Below are 18,380 nucleotides of genomic sequence, written 5' to 3'. Positions count from 1 at the left end.
TCCCGGGATGGCGGAGAGCTGGGAGCTGGCGCTGTCGGCGGCCGGCGCATTCGGGCGGCCCGAGGACGCCGGCGCCGCCGAATGGCTGCCGGCCTGCGTGCCCGGCACGGCCGCCGCGGCGCTGCAGGCCGCCGGGCGCTGGAGCCTCGATCGGCCCGAGCCGCTGCACGACAAGGATGTCTGGTACCGCACCCGGCTCTCCGGCCGCGGCCGCCATGTCCTGCGCTTCCACGGGCTTGCGACCATTGCCGAGGCCTGGCTCGACGATACGCCGGTCCTGGCCTCTCGCAGCATGTTCGAGGTGCACGAGGTCGCGGTCGAGCTGGCAGGCGAGCACCGGCTCCACATCGCCTTCCGCAGCCTCGACACCGCGCTGCAGGCCGCGACGGGGCCGCGGGCGCGCTGGAAGCCGCGGATGATCCCGGAGCAGCGGCTGCGCCTGGTGCGCACCACCCTGCTCGGTCACGTGCCCGGCTGGTGCCCGCCGGTGCATGCGGTGGGGCCGTGGCGGCCGGTGGAACTGCTGGCTGAAGAGACGCTGCGCGTCGGACAGCGCCGGATCGCCGCCGCCCTGGCGGGCGATGACGGACGCCTCGACGTGATGCTGACCCTGGCCGGGCACGTCCCGGACGGCCCTGTCACGCTGTCCTGCGGCGGGCAGAGCGTGCCGATGCGGCGCGAGGGCGACGGGGGCCTGGTCGCGACATTGACGATCCCGCGGGTCGAGCGCTGGTGGCCGCACACGCTCGGCACGCCGCGCCTCTACGACGTCGAGGCGCGGATCGGCGCGGTGCGGCTCGACCTCGGCCACGTCGGCTTCCGCAGCCTGTCCGTCGACCGCGGCGCCGACGGACAGGGCTTCGCCTTGCTGGTCAACGGCGTGCGCCTGTTCTGCGGCGGCGCCTGCTGGACCAGCCCGGACATCGTCGGCCTGCCCTGTTCGCGCGAGGTCTATGCACGCGAGCTGGCGCTGGCCAAGGCGGCGAACGTCGCGATGCTGCGGGTCGGCGGCACCATGGCCTATGAGGCGCCGGCCTTCTTCGAGCTCTGCGCCGAACTGGGCATCCTGGTCTGGCAGGACGCGATGTTCGCCAATTTCGACTACCCGGCCGCCGACGAGGCGTTTCTTGCCTCGGTCCGGCGCGAGATCGCCGGCCTCCTCGACGGCATCGGCGCATCACCGGCGCTGGCCGTGCTGTGCGGCGGCAGCGAGGTGTTCCAGCAGGCGGCCATGCTCGGCCTGCCGGCGGCGCGCTGGTCGAGCCCCCTGTTCGACGCCGTGCTGCCGGACCTGCTGGCGGAGCACCGGCCGGATGCCGTCTACGTGCCGTCCTCGCCCTCGGGCGGCGTGCTGCCCTTCCTCGCCGGCGGCGGCCCGACCCATTATTACGGCGTCGGCGCCTATTGTCGGCCGCTGGAGGATGCGCGGCGCGCCGATGTGCGCTTCGCCTCCGAATGCCTGGCCTTCGCCCATGTGCCGGAAGAGCCGACGCTGCACGGCCTCGGCGCGCCGGCCGTGCACCATCCGCGCTGGAAGGAGCGGGTGCCGCGTGACGCCGGCGCCTCCTGGGATTTCGAGGACACGCGCGAGCATTACCTCGAGGCGCTCTGGAGCGTCGAGGCCCGCCGCCTGCGGCTGGAGGATCCCGGGCGCTATCTCGCGCTCTCCCGCGCCACGACGGTGGAAGTGACCGAGCGCACCATCGACGAGTGGCGCCGGCCGGCCTCGAACACGGCCGGCGCCCTGGTCTGGTTCTGGAAGGATCTGTGGCCCGGCGCCGGCTGGGGGGTGGTCGATTCGTTCGGCCGGCCGAAATCGGCCTGGCATGCGCTGCGCCGGGCTTTCGCGCCGCTGCGGCTGATCATCTCGGACGAGGGCGTCAACGGCCTGCAGCTGCATCTGGTCAATGCGGGGGCCGAGGCCGTGGCCGGCCGGCTGGTGCTCGAATGCCTGCGCGAGGGGGCGCTGCCCGTCGCCTCGGGCCGGCGCATGGTCGAGGTCGGGCCGCGCGGCGGGCTGACGGTTTCGGCGTTCGAGCTGTTCGGTGCCTTCTTCGACGCCGGCTATGCCTATCGGTTCGGTCCCTGTGCCCACGACATCGTCGTCGCCCGGCTCGAATCGGACGGCGGCGAGACGCTGGCCGAAGCCTTCCACCTGCTGCCGCAGGCGCGAATCGGCCGCCATCGCATCGAGCTGTCCGCGGCCGTGGACCGTGACGACCAGGGCTGGTTCCTGCGTCTCGTCAGCCCGCGCGCCCTGCTGTTCGCGCATGTTACCGACGAGACAGGCCGGCCGGAGGAAAACTGGTTCCATCTGGCGCCGAAGCGGGAAAAACGCGTCCGGCTCTCGGCTGCGCGCGGCTTCGGTTCGGTCCGCACCCCCAGGGGGGACGTCGCGGCGATCAACATGGTCGGAGGAACCCGGTACGATGCAACGGCGACGGCGACATCCGCCGGTCATGCCGGCGACGCATAGTCCCGCCGGGCCTGCTTTCGGTTCAGGTCCGACTTGGGAGTTGCCCATATCCTTGTTGCGATGCAATATAGTGGGCGTCGCGGGCGCGTGATTGCTGATTTTCATTCCAGATTGGGGAAGTATGAACGTCATTGTCCCATTGATCGTCTGCGGGGGCTCCGGCACCCGGCTTTGGCCTTCTTCTCGCGCCAGCCGTCCCAAGCAGTTCCTGCCGCTCTTCGGCGACTCCTCGACATTCCAGGAAACCCTCAGGCGGGCCTCCGCGCCGGGCCTGTTCGGGCGCCCGGTGATCGTCACCAACCGTGACCACCGCCACCTTGTCGACGAGCAGCTCGAAGCGATCGGCGCCGAGGCCGACGTGCTGCTGGAGCCGGAAGCCCGCGATTCCGGGCCGGCCATCCTGGCAGGCGCCCGGTTCATCGCCGACCGTGACGGCGACAGCGCCGTCGCCCTGTCCCTGGCCGCCGACCACATGGTGCGGGACGTCGACCAGTTCATCGCGTCCTGCCGCGCCGCGCTGGCCGTGGCGCAGTCGGGCTATATCGCCACCTTCGGCATCATTCCCGATCATCCCGCGACCGGTTTCGGCTATATCGAGCCGGGCGATGCGCTGTCCCAGGGCGGCTTTGCCGTCAAGCGCTTCGTCGAGAAGCCGGATGCGGAGACGGCGGCGCGCTATATGCGCGACGGCTTCTTCTGGAACGCCGGCAACTTCATGTTCCAGGCCGGCGTGCTCTGGCGCGAATATTCGGCCTTCGAGCCGGACACCGCCGCGGCAGTGGCGGCGGCCGTGGGCGAGGCGGCGGTGGATCGGCATGTCCGGCACATCCATGCGGCCTCCTTCGCGGGCGCCGGCAAGCGCTCGATCGACTATGCGGTGATGGAGAAGACCAAGCGCATCGCCGTGGTGCCGGCGAGCTTCGACTGGTCCGACGTCGGCTCCTGGGGCGCCGTCCACGAGCTGACCGAGCAGGACGAGGCCGGCAATGCGGCGCGCGGCGACGCGGTCTTCGTCAACGCCCGCAGCAATTTCGTCTCCAGCGACGGACCGCTGGTATCGGTCGTCGGCCTCGACGACGTCGCCGTCATCGCCACCGAGGATGCCGTCCTGGTCGCACGGCGCGACGATTCGGCCGGCGTGAAGAAGCTGGTCGAGACGCTGAAGTCGACCGCGGAGCACCTGACGCTCGAGCATCGCGAGGCCCGGCGTCCCTGGGGCAGCTTCCGGTCCCTCGACCAGGGCGCGCGCCACCAGGTCAAGAGCATCGTGGTGAGGCCCGGCGAGCAATTGTCGCTGCAAAAGCACCTGCATCGCTCGGAGCATTGGATCGTGGTGCGCGGCACGGCGGTCGTCACCGTCGGGGCCCAGGTCAAGACCGTGCACGAGAACGAATCGGTCTTCATCCCGGCCGGGGCGGTGCACCGGCTGGAGAACCCCGGCAAGATCGAGCTGGAGGTGATCGAGGTCCAGAGCGGCAGCTATCTCGGCGAAGACGACATCATCCGCATCGAAGACGTCTACAACCGGGCAGCATCGTGACCGCATCATCCTTTCCCAAGCCGGCGTCCGCGCTGACGCCGAACACGGCCGCGTTCGAGTCCACCCCTCTCGTCAAGCCGACCGGCTTTCGCGAATATGACGCGCGCTGGTGGTTCGGCCATCCCGCCTCCGGCGTGCCGCCGGAACTCAACCTGATGGGCGTCCAGGCGCTCGGCATGGGCCTCGGCACGCTGCTGGCCGAGCTCGGACGGCCGCGCGAGGTGGTGACGGGGCACGATTTCCGCGGCTACTCCGCCGCGATCAAGCAGGCGCTGATCAACGGCCTGATGGCCTCGGGCTGCAAGGTGCACGACATCGGGCTCGCCCTGTCGCCGATGGCCTATTTCGCCCAGTTCGCCCTCGACGTCCCGGCCGTGGCCATGGTCACGGCCTCGCACAACGACAATGGCTGGACCGGCGTCAAGATGGGCTGCGACCGGCCCGTGACCTTCGGCCCCGAGGAGATGGGGCGGCTGAAGGAGATCGTTCTGGCCGGGGCCTACGACCTGCCCGGCGGCGGCTCCTACCGCTTCCACGAAGGCTTCGCCGAGACCTACATCGCCGACCTGACCACCCGGCCGCGGCTCACCCGCAAGCTCAAGGTGGTCGCGGCCTGCGGCAACGGCACGGCCGGCGCCTTCGCGCCGCGCATCCTGGAAGCGCTGGGCTGCGAGGTGATCCCGCTCGACTGCGAGCTCGACCATTCCTTTCCGCGCTACAATCCCAACCCCGAAGACATGGAGATGCTCCATGCCATCGCGGCGGCGGTGCGCTCGCACGGGGCGGATGTCGGCCTGGGCTTCGACGGCGACGGCGACCGTTGCGGCGTCGTCGACAATGAGGGCGAGGAGATCTTCGCCGACAAGATCGGCGTGATGCTGGCGCGGGATCTGTCCTCGCTGCATCCCGGCTCGACCTTCGTGGTCGACGTCAAGTCGACCGGCCTCTACCAGACCGATCCGGTTCTGGCCGAGCGGGGCGTCGTCACCGACTACTGGAAGACCGGACACTCCTACATCAAGCGCCGGGTGCGCGACCTGAAGGCCCTGGCGGGCTTCGAGAAGTCCGGACACTTCTTCTTCAACGCGCCGGTGGGCCGCGGCTATGACGACGGCATGGTGACCGGCATCGCCGTGCTCGACATGCTCGACCGCAACCCCGGCAGGAGCATGGCCGACCTCTATCGCGCCCTGCCCAAGACCTATGGCTCGCCGACCATGTCGCCCCATTGCGGCGACGAGGTGAAGTACGGCGTGATCGAGCGTGTGATCGAGCGCGTCCGCGCCAGGCAGGCCGCGGGCGAGTCGATGGCCGGCAATCGCATCGTCGACCTCATCACCGTCAACGGGGTGCGTATCGTCACCGAGGACGGCACCTGGGGTCTGGTGCGCGCCTCCTCCAACAAGCCCGAACTGGTGGTGGTGGTCGAAAGCCCGGTGTCCGAGGACAAGAAGCGGGCGATGTTCCATGACCTCGACGCCGTGATCCGCGAGAACCCGGAAGTCGGGGCCTACAACCAGACGATCTGACCGATCGAACCGCCGGCGGGGCGATGCCTCGCCGGCGGTTCGGCGTCATCCCCCTGCCGCTCCGGTCCGGCGCTCCGGCGGCGCGTGCGCGGCATCGGGGCCGCCGGCGTTCTTGGGCGTGCGCACGAACTCGCTGCGCTTGCGGAAGATCGCTTCGCGCTGGGCCGCGCCGACCGTGCCGCCGAGAGCGAACAGCTTGCGGGACACGATCAGGAAGGCCGGCAGGAACCGGCGCGGCGAGGCGGTGTTCGGCCGCAGCGACAACTGGCCGGCCCAGAGGAACACGAACAGCGTGAGATAGCCGATCACGATCTGGGCGATCAGCAGGAGGCCGAGCGACCAGAACAGCGGCGGATGGAGCAGGATTGCCGCGATCCCGGCCGGCAGCGCCAGAGCCCATGCGGGCCCCGACCACCATACGCCCAGATGCAGCAGCGCGGCGAGCCGCCTGCGCCAGGGCAGGCGGGCATCGGCGAGGATCGGCCCGAGGGTGCGGATCGTCACTTCGCCGAATCCCTTGGCCCAGCGGCGCTGCTGTGTCTTCCACACCGGCATGGTCTCAGGCAGCTCGCCCGGCACCGGCACGGTCATCAGGAAGCGTCCGCGCCAGCCCAGCCGCCAGGCCCGGTAGGACAGATCGAGATCCTCGGCCAGGGTCGAGCCGTGCCAGCCGCCGGCTTCCTCGATCGCCTCGCGTCGCCAGACGCCGCAGGTGCCGTTGAACGGCATGGGGTGGCCGGCCCAGCTCCGCGTCGCCTGCTCGATGGCCAGATGCGCGTCGAGCAGCACGGCCTGCGCCCGCGTCAGGTCGTTGGCGCCGGCGTTGAGATAGTCGAACCGCGCCTGGATGAAGGCGAGCTGCGGCTCGGCCAGCAGGCAGGCCATGGTCCGGCGCAGGAAATCCGGCGCCGGCACGTAGTCGACGTCGAGGATGGCGAAATAGCCGTGCGGCGTCATCGTCATGGCGTTGGCGAGGGCGCCGGCCTTGAACTCCCAGCGGTCGGTGCGGTGGATCAGCACGACATCGAAGCCGCGGGCGCGGAACGCCTCGACCTCGGCCCGCGCGATGCCGACGGAGTCGTCGGTCGAATCGTCGAGCACCTGGATGTGCAGCTTCGCGCGCGGCCAGTCGAGCGCGGTGGCCGCCGCGAGGGCCCGCGCCACCATCGTGCCTTCGTTGAAGGTGGGGATCTGCACCACGACGTCGGGCAGCCCGGCATCGGGTGGCAGGGGCTGGGCCAGCCGCCCGGCCTCGTCCGCCAGGCCGGCGGGACGCAGCCGCCAATGCCGGGCCAGAAGGTAGAGCATGGCGAGCGTCGACGCCACGGTGACGATCCAGCCGACCAGGGACAGGGCGCCGAGGACGAGGCCGATCCAGGCCAGGATCACGAAGAAGGTCGACACGTCAGGCTATCCGATCCGTCAGCGTCCGGTCTTGGGTGTCCGGACGAAATGTTGCTCGCCCTTGAAGGCGGCCGCGACGATCGCCGCGGAATTGGCCGCCGCCAGATATGCGAAGAGCGGCGGCAGCGATGCGAGAGTGACCGCGTAGCGGAGGAAGCCGCCGCGGCGCAAGCGCCGGTAGGACGGCCAGGTCAGCGCCACGGCGAAAAGCGTGCCGATCGCCGCTGCCGCGAGCAGGACGAAGCCGTGGGCGGCGCCGAAGCCGCGAATCGCTCCGTCGAGGCCGAGGGCGGTCGCCGCGACCAGCAAGCAGGGGAGCGCCAGCTGCAGGCAGACCAGTCCGGTCGCCTCGAGCCGCACCCGCAGCGGCCAGGCGGCGCGCCAGATGCGCGGCAGGCTCTTGAGTGCGACCTGGACGAAGCCCTTCGACCAGCGCTGCTGCTGGATGCGCCAGCTGGCGACGTCGGCCGGGGCCTCGCAAGGGACCGGCGGGGTCAGCGCCAGCCTGGCGCCCCAGCCGCGGGCGAAGACACGGATGGCGAGGTCGAGATCCTCTGCCAGGGTATCGGACGACCAGCCGCCGGCGTCCTCGATGGCGGCGCGGCGCCACACTCCCGCCGTGCCGTTGAACTGGAACGGCCCGCCGCCGGCCATGCGGCCGGGCTGTTCGGCCAGGAAGTGGGCGTCGACGGTGAGCTGCTGGACGCGTGTCATCCAGTTGTGGTCGCGATTGGCGAACTCGAAGCGGAACTGGGCGAAGGCGGCGTCGGCATGGGCGTCCAGCAGGCCGACGGCACGGCGCAGCCAGTCGGGCGGGGCGCGGAAATCGGCGTCGAGGACGGCGACGAAGGGCGCATCGGAGCGGGCCAGTCCGGCGGCGAGCGCTCCGGCCTTGTAGCCGCTGCGCTCGCGCCGGCGCAGGTGTTCGATCCTCGGCCCGCCCGGCGGCAGGCGGGCCATCGCCGCGGCGGCGACGGCGCCGGTATCGTCGGTCGAATCGTCGAGGAGCTGGATGACGAGACGGTCGCGTGGCCAGTCGAAGGCGGCCGCCGCCTCGATCGCTCCGGCCACCGAGCCCGGCTCGTTGAACACCGGGATCTGCACCAGCACCGCCGGCAGGTCGGCACGATCGAGGCGTGGCGGCGGCGCCTCGAGCAGGGCGGCGCCGGCCGCCGCGCCGCGGCGGACCAGGACAAGGTGCTGCGCCAGCACGGCCAGGAGGACCAGCGCGGCGGCGAGGCCCGCCGCGTCGATGGTCGCGAGGATCATGGAGCCGGATGCTGCCCGGGCGCCAGGCGGATGCGAGGTTCGGTCGGCTCGCCCCAGCCGTCGCCGCGAGCCTTCAGCGCCGCCCACCAGAAGGTCGGCATGAGCCCCTCGCGTGCCAGGATCGCCAGGGGCGTCCAGGCCGAAGCCGGCCAGCGCTTGAGCAGGGCGAGGCCGGTCTCCACGACCACCCAGGCGACCAGTGTCAGGAGAACCATGGTCGACGGCGACGAGCCGAAGGCCGGAGCGCCCAGGGCACCGGCGACGCAGGCGGCGACGGCGCCGATGAACGGTTCCACGAAGAACACCGGCGGCGCCTCGCGGCGGCGGCACAGGGCCCAGCGCCGATGGCGTTCGCGGATGGCGGGCAGGCTGCGGCGCTCCAGCGTCTGGTCGACGGTGATGTCGGCCAGCGCCGTGCGGAGCCCGACGGCCTTCAGTGCCTTGGCGAGGGCGTGGTCGTCGGCGACCGACTTGGCCATGGCATCCAGGCCGTCGGCCCGGGCGATGTCGCTGCGCCGGACCAGCATGGCGGCGCCGATGCCGACATTCAGTCCGAGCGCCGACGCCGCCAGCAGGAAGCGCGCGCCGAGCGTGTTGACGATCGCCTGCTCGGTGCGGGCGAGGAAGCCCTTGGCGCCGCGGGCGATCGGCACGGCGCAGACCAGCCCGACGCCCGGGCCGAGCGAGCGCATCATCGCCCTCAGGCCGCCGACCGGCAGGCGGGTGGCGGCATCCTTGAGCAGGAGATGGTCGTGGGTCGCCGTCGCGATCGGCTCGACCAGGTTGGCGACCTTGGGGTTGGCGATGCCGGCGGCCGGCAGGGTGCGGCGGACCAGGGCGGGGCGATCCTTGGTGACCCTGAGCACCGTCCGGATGGCGGGCGAGCTTTCGTCGACGGAGGAGAAGGTCACATCGAAGGCGGGATAGCGCTGGTTGAAGATGGAGCTCGTCGCCGCCGACAGCCCCGGAATGTTGTCCTTCAGGGGCACCAGGATCGACACCGGAGGCATCTGGGCGTTCTTCGCCCGGCGGCGGGCCAGGAACGGCTGGGCCAGCGCCAGGATCGCCGAGCCGACCAGGATGGCCATCAGGATGCACCACCAGAGCGCGGCGATATGGAAGATGATCGTCATGCTGCTACCGTTTCGGCCCTCTGAAAACTCATCGTATAGGTTGCGCCCGCTCCGGCGTTTCTGGAACCTCGATGCCCGGCCGGTCAAGGATGGAATCGCCGATCCGGGGCGGCAGCAGGCCGAGAAGCTTGAGACCGGCGTAGAGCGTCCAGGGAAAGGCGATCATCGGCCGGCCGCGATCGAGGCCGCGCCGAATGATGGTTGCGGCCCTGTCGGCGCTGACCTGGAGTGGCCGTGGCGCGACGATATCGCGGTTGAGCGGGGTTTCGACGAAACCGGGGGCGATGATGCTGACCGTGACGCCATGGCGGCGCAGCTTCGGCCGGATCGCCTCGGCATAGGCGTGGACCGCGGCCTTGGCAGCGGAATAGGCGGGAGAGGAGGGCAGGCCGCGCAGGCCGCCGAGGGAGCCGACCATGGCGATATGGCCACGGCCGCGGGCGGACATCGGCGCCAGCAGCGGCTCGACGGTGTTGAGCACGCCGACGAGGTCGGCCGCCAGCACGGCGCGCACGGCCTGCGGCGCTTCAAGATCGCGGCCGGCGCCCAGGCCCGAGGTGATGCCGGCGCAGGCGATGGCGAGGTCCGTCGGCCGGGCCGCGTCCCAGGCCAGGAGCCGTTCGGCCAGGGCCTCCCGGTCGCGGATGTCGACGAGGGCGGTCTCGACGGCGGCCCCCGCGGCGGCGCAGAGGCCGGCCGCTTCGGCCATGCGCTGCGCATTGCGCCCGACAAGGCGCAGCTCGCAGGCCGGTCCGGCATAGGCGAGGGCGAGGGCGCGGCCGATGCCGCTGGTCGCGCCGGTGATCAGGATGACGCGCCGGGTCACGAGCCTGCCGCCACCAGCGTCGCCTCGCCGATGCTGGCGAGCGTGCCGGCGCCGTCGCGCAGGAACAGGCGCAGGATGGCGCTCGTGCCCTCCACCTTGACGATCCGTCCGGAGATCTCGACGCTGTCGCCGACCGCGACCGGGGCGAGGAAGCGGGTCGAAAGGGCCGTCACCGCGATGCCCGGCCGCAGGCGGCAGGCCGCTTCGTGCATGAAGGCGACGAGCTGCATGCCGTGCACCGGCGCCGCCCCGAGGCCGATGCGCCGCGCAGCTTCCGGATCGACATGGATCGGGTTGCGGTCGCCGGAGACCTCGGCGAAGGCGCGCACGCGCTCGGCCGTGACCGGGCCGATGCGCAGGGGCGGCAGCAGGTCGCCGGATGCGAAGCTGCTCATGGTCAGGCCTGGGCGAACAGGCGGTAGGACGCGGCGAACTCGGCCGCGACGGCGCCGTCCGGCGCATGCACGACCGCCTCGATCACGAAGGCGTCGGGATCGGCGGCGTCGGCACGGCGGTCGATCTCGAAGCGGTAGGCCTCGCCGATGCGCAGGGGCCGGCGATAGGCGAAGCGCTGCGCCGTCAGCACCGGCGCCTTGCCGCCGGCCGCGGTCTCGGCCACCGCCGCCTGCGCCTCGGGATGCCACAGCCAGATCGCCGGGAAGGTCGCAGGCACCAGGCCGTCATCCCTGGCGGCGCCGTCGATCGCGGTGGCGGCGGCATAGGCTGCCACGGCCTCCGGCTCGATCCTGGCCTCGATCGGCCCGATATGCAGGGTTGCCAACGTCCCGGATGCTTCGCTCACACGCCCTCGACCTTCGCCAGCACAAGGACGGCGTTGATACCACCGAACGCGAAGGAGTTCGACATGGCGACGCGGATCGGCCAGGGCCGCGCCGCGCCTGGGACGCAGTCGAGCTCGCATTTGGGATCGGGCGTGGTCCAGTTGACGGTCGGAGGCGCCACGCCCTCGCGCAAGGCCGCCAGCGTCACCGCCAGCTCGATCGCGCCGGCCGCCCCGAGCGCATGGCCGTGGATCGGCTTGGTCGAGGAGACGGGGATGGCGGCCAGCCGCTCGCCGAAGACCTGGCGCATCGCCGCCGCCTCGGCTGCGTCGTTGGCGATGGTGCCGGTGCCGTGCGCGTTGACATAGTCGATGGCGTCGGCATCGAGGCCGGCGTCGCGCAGCGCCGCCGCGGCCGCCGCGGCCGCGCCGGCCGCGTCCGGGCGGACGATGTCGCCGGCATCGCTGGTGGTGCCGTAGCCCATGAGCTCGGCCAGGGGCGCGGCGCCGCGCCGGGCCGCCACGTCCTCGCTCTCGAGCACGAAGATGGCGGCGCCCTCGCCGAGGGCCATGCCGTTGCGGTCCCTGGAGAAGGGGCGGCAGAAATCCGGCGAGAGCACGCGCAGCGCCTCCCAGCTCTTCATGCCGGAGGCGGTGATGCAGGCCTCCGCACCGCCGACGACGGCGCGGTCGACCAGCCCGGCCCGTACCATCTGGGCGCCGATGCCGATGGCCTGCGCGCCCGAGGCGCAGGCGCTGGAGACGGCGAAGGAAGGCCCCTGGGCGCCGGTGCGGGCGCTGACCTGGGAGGCGGCGGCATTCGGCATCAGCCGCGGCACGCTCCAGGGATCGACGCGCTGGCCGGTGACATAGGCGTTGTGGATGCCGGCTTCGATGGTCTCGGCGCCGCCGATGCCGGTACCGACGATCACGGCGGTGCGCGGACCGAGCCGCTCGCCGCGCGGCAGGCCGGCCTGGCCGAGGGCCTCGTCGCAGGCGACGAGAGCGAACTGGCTGAACCGGTCGCAGAAGGGCAGGACCGAGGCTTCGATATGGGCGGCGGGGTCGAAGGCGGCGAGGCGCGCGCCGATGCGGATGTTGCTCTTGAGCGGCCGGGCAAGGTCGAGCGGGCCCACGGCGCTGACGCCGTCGCGCGCCGCCCGCCACAGTGCTTCGACACCCAGGCCCGCGGCCGTGACCGCGCCGGCGCCGGTGATGAGAACGCGTCGACGCACCTAGCTCTGCTCGCTGGCGATCCGCCGGATGACGCCGTCGATGAAGGACTTCAGGTCCTTGGCCTCGGCGATCGAGCCGTCCATCGGAATGTAGACGTCGAACTTCTCCTCCACGGCGGTGAGGATCATCACGATGTCGATCGACTTGAGGCCCAGCGTCTCGAACGTGGCATCCGGCGTCACCTTCTCACGCTCGACCATGCCTTCGGAGACGATCAGATCGACCACCTGCTCATAGACCTGCTGCGGGTTGGCTAGGATATCGTCCTTGGAGAGAGTCGGCATGGTGTCCCTAGGGTTGGTGTCCCCGTGGCGCGGCCCATTCTTCTGTCGGAACCGTCGGGATCGTCTTCTCGAAGACGCCGAAGCGGCGCGTGAATGTGGCGCCCAGCCACTGGACAACGCTCGTCATGGCATAATTATCGTCGAGAATCCAACCGCATTCGAGGTCCTGCACACCTGTGCGTTGCGCCCGGCGCATCAACTCGTCAACCAGGAGCAGCGCGACGTTGGCGCCGGAAACCGAGCCGACCATGCGCGCGGCGACGCCGAACAGCACGCCCCGTCCGCCGGTGAAGCGGCCGCGCCAGGCGCGCCAGGCGAGCCTGGCCCAGCCGAGCGGCGAGGGGGCGCCGCCGAGGTCGCCGGCGATCTCGAACAGGTTGGGCAGGAACAGGGCGAAGCCGACCAGCTCGCCCTGCTTCTCGACGAAGACGCCGTATTCGGGCTTCAGCAGCGGCCGGAACGCCTTGATCAGCGCCGCCATCTCGACGGCGGAGACGGGAACGAAGCCCCAGTTGCCGGCCCACGAGCCGTTGAACAGGGCCCTGGCGGCCTCCGCATCCTCGGCCAGGCGGTCCATGCGCATGTCGCGGACGGTGAAGCCGGCGCGCCGGCGCTCCAGGTGCAGGCCGGCCAGACGGCGGGCGAGATCGCCGCTGCGGTTGTCGAAGGCGTAGGAATTGAGCGTCTTGGCCAGGCGATAGCCGGCGGCTTCGACATGGGCGGCGAGATAGGCGGGATGCCAGGGCATCATCACCATGGGCGGCCGGTCCTGGCCTTCGAGCAGCAGGCCCGATTCGCCGTTGATCGAGAGCAGGAAGGGGCCGCGGGCGATTCGCCGGCCCTGCGCGGCCAGCCAGGCCTCGGCCGTGCCCAGGAGGTCGGCGACCACGCCGGCGTCGTCGATCGCGTCGAGGCAGCCGAAGCAGCCGACGCCCTCGTGCATCGGCCCGGCGGCGAGGTCGTCGATCTGGGCCGAGATGCGGCCGACGGCCCGCCCGTCCCGCCGCGCGATCCAGTAGGCGGCGCGGCCGTGGGTGTGGAAGGCGCCGGCAGCGGGGTCGAGGAGCTGGCGGCGGTCGTGGTCGAGCGGGGGGACATAGGACGGCACGCCGGCATAGAGCCGTCGCGGCAGGGCGATGAACTCGCCAAGCTCGGCGTCCGTCGAGACTTGGGCGAGGATCGGCGGCATTCGGTCTGGTCTCTGCAGGGGCAGCCGGGAGGAGGCGCCGCGTGCGACTCTTGTCCGAACAGGGCTGTTTCGCTATGGCTCCCCGCGGTTTAACCGAGACCGGCTTGTTGCTTCAACCCTCCTCCGCAGCGCTCCAGCCGTTTGCCGACGCCTGGCGGCATAGGGAGCTGTTTCGCGCCATCCTCACCCGTGAGTTGCAGGTGCGATTCCGCGGCTCGGTGTTCGGCTGGGCCTGGGCGATCCTGGCGCCGCTGGCGATGCTGTCGGTCTACACGCTGGTGTTCTCCGGCGCGCTGAAGCTGGACGCGGCGCGCCAGGGCGGGCGGTTCGACTACGCCTTCTCGATCTTTGCCGGGCTGATCGTGTTCAACCTCTTCGCCGAGATCGCCTATCGTTCGCCGCTGCTGCTGGCCGAGCACAAGCACATCATCCGGCGCTCGATCTTCCCGCCGCAGATCCTGGCCTGGATCGCCGTGGCCCGGGCGCTGGTCTATGCGGCGATCGCCCTGGCGGTGCTGCTGGCCGGGCAGATCCTGATCAACCAGACGATGCACTGGTCCTGGCTGGCGCTGCCCTTCGTGCTGCTGCCGCTGTGCCTGACGCTGCTGGGCGTGGTGTGGATCCTGTCCACCATCGGCGCGCTGACCAGCGACCTCAACCACCTGATCATCTCGATCATCCCGGTGGCGATGTTCGCCACGCCCGTGTTCTACGAAGTGGCCAACGTGCCGGAAGGCTGGCGCTGGCTGCTCTATGCCAATCCGCTGACGGCGATCATCGAGATGCTGCGGGCCATCCTGCTGCGCGGCGAGCTGCCGGACGCCGCGACCTATGTCGCCGCCTTCGCGGCGTCGCTGGCGGTGTTCTATCTCGGCCGCACCCTGTTCATGCGAAAGAAGACCATCCTTGTCGACATCATCTGAGCCCGGCGCCGGCGACCTGGCGGTGCGCTGCGAGGGCCTGGGCAAGGCCTACCAGTTCTATCGCCGGCCGATCGACCAGGTGAAGCAGGTCTTCCTCGGTGGCAAGAGACGCTACTACGACGAGTACTGGGCGCTGCGGGACATCAGTTTCTCCATCGCCAAGGGCGAAGCGGTCGGCATCATCGGCCGCAACGGCTCGGGCAAGTCGACCCTGCTGCAGGTGATCTGCGGCATCACGGCTCCAACCGTCGGCACGGTCCAGGTCGAGGGACGCATCGCGCCGGTGCTGGCGTTGGGAGCGGCCTTCGACTACGAGCTGACCGGCCGGGAGAACGCCTATCTGTCCGGCGCGATCCTCGGCCTCAGGCGCGCCGAAGTCACGGCGAAGATGGAGGCGATCCAAGAGCTCTGCGGTCTCGGCGACTTCTTCGACCAGCCGGTGAAGCTCTATTCCAGTGGAATGGGGGCACGGCTCGCCTTCGCGGTCTGCGCTCATGCCGACGGCGACGTGCTGATCGTCGACGAGGCCCTGGCGGTGGGCGACGAGGCTTTCCGCCAGCGCTGCCAGATGCTGATCCGCAGCTTCCGCCAGCGCGGCACGCTGCTGTTCGTCTCGCATGACGCCGGACAGGTCGCCAGCCTTTGCGATCGCGCCATCTGGATCGACCGCGGCGCGATCCGGGCGGACGGCCCGCCGGAGCCGACGCTCGCCGCCTATCGCCAGGCGCTGGTCGACGAGCCGGACGATCCGAACCGCTTCCATTTCATGAACTGAGCGCCGGCGCCGGCTCGACCGCGGCGCCTCGGGCTCACCCTCGGATCGCCGCTGCAAGGCGTGCGACGAGCCCGGAGCGGGGCGGGGGAGGCTCGGGCTCGGGGACAGGCTCCGGCTCGGCGGACGGGCGGGCGCCTCGCGGCGGCTCGCCGAGATGGACGGCAAGGCGCCCTGCCGTCAGAAGATGGTCGAGGTTCTGGGAGGTGAAGAAGTCCTGCGGCGGCCTGTCGCCCAGGTGGATGTCACCCTTGTCCGGGCTGACGCGGCGGCGGTTGTAGGGCTGCGTCCACCAGCCGTCCGAGAACGGATCGAACAGCGGCGCCTCGGTGCGGCGGAACAGGGCCGTGGTCGAGACGGTCTCGACCAGCTCGAACATCGGATCCTCGAACAGGAAGTCGGCGAAACGGCCGATGGTGGGGATATGCACGTCGTCGACGATGAGGTGGCCGCCGGGGCGGATATGCGGATAGAGGAAATAATATTCGAGCTCGACGAAGGGGTAGCCGTGCGGCCCGTCGAGCAGCACGACGTCGAAGGGGCCGGCCGCCGCCAGTTCGGAGCGCGGCAGGGTCGCCTGGGTCGGGCCGAAGACGAAGCGGCAGGCCTCGGGACGGAACAGCGGGCTGGCCTCGACGAAGGCGACGCTGGAGTCCCGCTGCGACCGGTCGTCGAGGGCGAAGCACAGGTGCTGCCGGGCCGTGCGCGAGAAGAAGATCGTGCTCTTGCCGCAGCCGGTCTCGAGCGTGCGCTCGAAGCGCGATCCGATCAACTCCTCGAGCCGCTGCAGGACGCGGTCCCCGAACGTGCCGGCGTGATGGGTCGCCTGCTCGGTCAGGGATTCCGCGATTTGGACGGCGACGCTCATGGCAGGGCCTCATGCGCGGGGCAGGAGCCCTGTGTTGCCATGGCGACGGCGCCGCCGCAACGCCGTCAAGCGGTCAGGAACCCGCCGATCTTGCCGTGGATCGATTCGCGGCGGCGCGGCTTGAGCAGGTCGCGAGCGGCCCGTTCGGCTGCACGCGGCGAGGCGAAGGTCATGCCGTCGATCGGGTTGAAGCGACGATCGGAGGCATGGAAGCGGAAGGTCCGCCCATCGCGGGCGACGATGCCGGCCGTCTGGCCGCGGACCTCGATGATGTAGGCGTCGGACTGGTAGGGATTGGACATGTCAGATTTTCCCGCCGCCGGCAGGGCCGGCGTCTGTTCCGGATAGGGATGGAAGGCGGCCGGTCAGGCGCGAGACATCCGACAGGATACGGAGCGGGGGAAAATCGGGGGGGACGCGAAGTTACGACGAGTCATGATGTGCCCTCGTGTTCGGGAGCCCACGGCCATGGCCGTGGCGCTTTAGCGTGGGTAACGCGGCGCAAGCTGCTTCCTTCAAATCCCGCGGTGGCGTCGATGACCTCGAACCACGGGACGACTCTGCTCCATTCGCGCTCCTCTCGCAAGACGAGGAGAATTCTTTTCCTCGTCAGGCCGGGAGAAGCGGGCCTTCTCCCCTGGCTGCGGTGGAGAACGATCTTGCTGCACCATTGTTCCCGGCGATTCGCAGGGGACCATGCCCGCGGCCGATTGCGCCCTGATGACGGCCGCGGCGCGCTCAGAGCGTGCGGTAGGCGGTGGTCGCCTTGATGCGCTCCATGGCGAAGCGGGAGGTGACGTTCTTGAGCGGCACGGCTGCGATCAGGCGCTTGTAGAAGTCGTCATAGGCGGCGATCTCGGGCACCACCACGCGCAGCATGTAGTCGACATCGCCGGCCATGCGGTAGAATTCCATCACCTCCGGCATGCCGGCGATGGCCTGGGAGAAGCGGGAGAGCCATTCCTGCGAATGGTCGCCGCTTTCGATCGAGACGAAGACGGTGAGGCCGAGACCGATCGCCTCGGGCGAGAGGATCGCCACCCGCCGCTCGATCACGCCGCTGGCTTCCAGGCGCTGGATGCGCTTCCAGCAGGGGGTCTGCGACAGGGCGACTTCGCGGGCGATCTCGGCGAGCGACAATGTCGCATCCTCCTGCAGGAGCCGCAGGATCTTGCGGTCCATGGCGTCGATGCGCGGGAGTGGGAACTGGACGGTCATGCGGCTGCCGGAGGATGGATGTCGGACAATCCCGTCCACATAGGAAAAGCCCTTCTCTTTCGTCAACATTTATTCTATAGAAATAGTATATTATTTGTACGAGACGGAGATCGGCGACGCCCGGTTGCGGTCGGGAAGAGGGCGGGGTCTCAGGTCAGCGCAGTCCGGCCGATGATCGACATGCCGTCGCCGATATCCGCTTCGATCGCCGCGCGCAGATCCGCCGCGTCGCCGCGGGCGATGGCGGCGATGGCGCGTTCGTGCTGGTCGACGATCGTGGCCATGTCGACATGCTCGTAGACCAGCCGCATGAAGGGGCCGAACTGCAGCCAGAGCGTCTCGATCAGCGGCACCAGCACGCTGGAGGGCGCGGCGCGGTAGATGGCGAAGTGGAAGGCGTGGTTTGCCTCCATGTAGCCGGCGGCATCGTCGGCGGCCAGGCAGGCCTCCAGGCGCTGGTCGTGCCGCTCGATCTCGGCCAGCCGCGCCGCATCGATGGCCGGCAGGGCACGCTCGGCCGCCTCGCCCTCCAGCAGGATGCGGGCCCGCACCAGTTCGTCGAACCGGCCCGACGTCATGGCCGGTACGCTGACACGCCGGGTCGGCGTCATCGCCAGCGCGCCTTCGGCCACCAGCCGGGTCACGGCGGCGCGGACCGGCATCGGGCTGACGCCGAGCATGTCCGCCAGGCCCCGCAGCGTCACCGAACGGCCGGGCACGAAGACGCCGCCGACGAGGCCGGCCCGGATGGTCTCATAGACCTGGCCATGTATCGGCGCACGGGGTGGGGGGTGGGGATCCCTGTCCGGGCAGGGAAGGCCGGTGGCGATAGGGGGCATCTCGGAATCCATGGCTCGATCCAATCCTGCTGTCAGGACGGCAGACGCGGGGCGTCCGCGCGGGTGGCGGATGGGAGGACGACGGGGCCCGGA

The 18,380-nt window shown here is 70.5% G+C and carries 18 protein-coding genes; 5 read left to right on the top strand and 13 right to left on the bottom strand.

Annotated elements, in window-relative coordinates:
* Positions 1-7 precede the first annotated feature (7 nt).
* The 3 genes from AC27L4_RS07780 to AC27L4_RS07770 all read left to right on the top strand — a co-directional run bounded on the left by AC27L4_RS07780 (position 8) and on the right by AC27L4_RS07770 (position 5,545).
* Positions 8-2,476 (top strand): glycosyl hydrolase 2 galactose-binding domain-containing protein, encoded by a 2,469-nt coding sequence (locus AC27L4_RS07780; RefSeq protein ID WP_487141515.1) that lies wholly within the window; start codon positions 8-10, stop codon positions 2,474-2,476.
* Positions 2,477-2,597: 121 nt separating this feature from the next.
* On the top strand, positions 2,598-4,016 hold the full coding sequence (locus AC27L4_RS07775; protein ID WP_487141514.1) for a mannose-1-phosphate guanylyltransferase/mannose-6-phosphate isomerase: 1,419 nt from the start codon (positions 2,598-2,600) through the stop codon (positions 4,014-4,016).
* Positions 4,013-5,545, top strand: coding sequence for a phosphomannomutase/phosphoglucomutase (locus AC27L4_RS07770; RefSeq protein ID WP_487141513.1), 1,533 nt, complete (start codon positions 4,013-4,015; stop codon positions 5,543-5,545). Before AC27L4_RS07775 ends, AC27L4_RS07770 begins: the two co-directional genes overlap by 4 nt.
* 45 nt (positions 5,546-5,590) lie before the next feature.
* Here AC27L4_RS07770 and AC27L4_RS07765 read toward each other — a convergent pair whose 3' ends face one another.
* Genes AC27L4_RS07765 through AC27L4_RS07725 form a run of 9 tightly spaced genes read right to left on the bottom strand, consistent with a single transcriptional unit; the run spans position 5,591 to position 13,667 of the window.
* Positions 5,591-6,949, bottom strand: a complete 1,359-nt coding sequence (locus AC27L4_RS07765; RefSeq protein ID WP_487141512.1) for a glycosyltransferase family 2 protein — start codon at positions 6,947-6,949, stop codon at positions 5,591-5,593.
* Between the two features lie 18 nt (positions 6,950-6,967).
* A complete protein-coding gene (locus AC27L4_RS07760) occupies positions 6,968-8,218 on the bottom strand; it encodes a glycosyltransferase family 2 protein (protein WP_487141511.1) in 1,251 nt (416 codons plus the stop codon).
* A complete protein-coding gene (locus AC27L4_RS07755; RefSeq protein ID WP_487141510.1) occupies positions 8,215-9,351 on the bottom strand; it encodes a glycosyltransferase family 2 protein in 1,137 nt (378 codons plus the stop codon). The genes AC27L4_RS07760 and AC27L4_RS07755 overlap by 4 nt, the downstream gene beginning before the upstream one ends.
* Before the next feature lie 28 nt (positions 9,352-9,379).
* Positions 9,380-10,177 (bottom strand): SDR family NAD(P)-dependent oxidoreductase, encoded by a 798-nt coding sequence (locus AC27L4_RS07750; RefSeq protein WP_487141509.1) that lies wholly within the window; start codon positions 10,175-10,177, stop codon positions 9,380-9,382.
* The gene (locus AC27L4_RS07745; RefSeq protein WP_487141508.1) at positions 10,174-10,572 is read right to left on the bottom strand and encodes a MaoC family dehydratase; all 399 of its coding nucleotides are present in this window, start codon (positions 10,570-10,572) and stop codon (positions 10,174-10,176) included. Before AC27L4_RS07745 ends, AC27L4_RS07750 begins: the two co-directional genes overlap by 4 nt.
* A gap of 2 nt (positions 10,573-10,574) precedes the next feature.
* Complete coding sequence (locus tag AC27L4_RS07740; RefSeq protein WP_487141507.1) at positions 10,575-10,979, bottom strand: hypothetical protein; 405 nt, start codon at positions 10,977-10,979, stop codon at positions 10,575-10,577.
* Positions 10,976-12,193, bottom strand: coding sequence for a beta-ketoacyl-[acyl-carrier-protein] synthase family protein (locus AC27L4_RS07735; protein WP_487141506.1), 1,218 nt, complete (start codon positions 12,191-12,193; stop codon positions 10,976-10,978). The genes AC27L4_RS07740 and AC27L4_RS07735 overlap by 4 nt, the downstream gene beginning before the upstream one ends.
* The gene (locus tag AC27L4_RS07730; RefSeq protein WP_487141505.1) at positions 12,194-12,478 is read right to left on the bottom strand and encodes an acyl carrier protein; all 285 of its coding nucleotides are present in this window, start codon (positions 12,476-12,478) and stop codon (positions 12,194-12,196) included.
* A gap of 7 nt (positions 12,479-12,485) precedes the next feature.
* Entirely contained in the window at positions 12,486-13,667 is a 1,182-nt protein-coding gene (locus tag AC27L4_RS07725; RefSeq protein ID WP_487141504.1) for a hypothetical protein, read from the bottom strand.
* A gap of 104 nt (positions 13,668-13,771) precedes the next feature.
* Here AC27L4_RS07725 and AC27L4_RS07720 point away from each other — a divergent pair, with 104 nt between their 5' ends.
* Entirely contained in the window at positions 13,772-14,590 is an 819-nt protein-coding gene (locus AC27L4_RS07720; RefSeq protein WP_487141503.1) for an ABC transporter permease, read from the top strand.
* Complete coding sequence (locus AC27L4_RS07715) at positions 14,574-15,365, top strand: ABC transporter ATP-binding protein (RefSeq protein WP_487141502.1); 792 nt, start codon at positions 14,574-14,576, stop codon at positions 15,363-15,365. The genes AC27L4_RS07720 and AC27L4_RS07715 overlap by 17 nt, the downstream gene beginning before the upstream one ends.
* Before the next feature lie 34 nt (positions 15,366-15,399).
* Here the strand turns inward: AC27L4_RS07715 and AC27L4_RS07710 are convergent, their stop codons facing one another.
* The 4 genes from AC27L4_RS07710 to AC27L4_RS07695 all read right to left on the bottom strand — a co-directional run bounded on the left by AC27L4_RS07710 (position 15,400) and on the right by AC27L4_RS07695 (position 18,287).
* Positions 15,400-16,230 (bottom strand): class I SAM-dependent methyltransferase, encoded by an 831-nt coding sequence (locus tag AC27L4_RS07710; protein ID WP_487141501.1) that lies wholly within the window; start codon positions 16,228-16,230, stop codon positions 15,400-15,402.
* Positions 16,231-16,295: 65 nt separating this feature from the next.
* Positions 16,296-16,532 (bottom strand): hypothetical protein, encoded by a 237-nt coding sequence (locus AC27L4_RS07705; protein ID WP_487141500.1) that lies wholly within the window; start codon positions 16,530-16,532, stop codon positions 16,296-16,298.
* 436 nt (positions 16,533-16,968) lie between these two features.
* A complete protein-coding gene (locus AC27L4_RS07700) occupies positions 16,969-17,448 on the bottom strand; it encodes an Lrp/AsnC family transcriptional regulator (RefSeq protein WP_487141499.1) in 480 nt (159 codons plus the stop codon).
* Positions 17,449-17,597: 149 nt separating this feature from the next.
* On the bottom strand, positions 17,598-18,287 hold the full coding sequence (locus AC27L4_RS07695; RefSeq protein WP_487141498.1) for a GntR family transcriptional regulator: 690 nt from the start codon (positions 18,285-18,287) through the stop codon (positions 17,598-17,600).
* Between the last annotated feature and the right edge of the window lie 93 nt (positions 18,288-18,380).

This window comes from Labrys sp. Lb11 (genome assembly GCF_057554225.1).
This window is presented reverse-complemented; position numbering and strand designations above follow the sequence as displayed.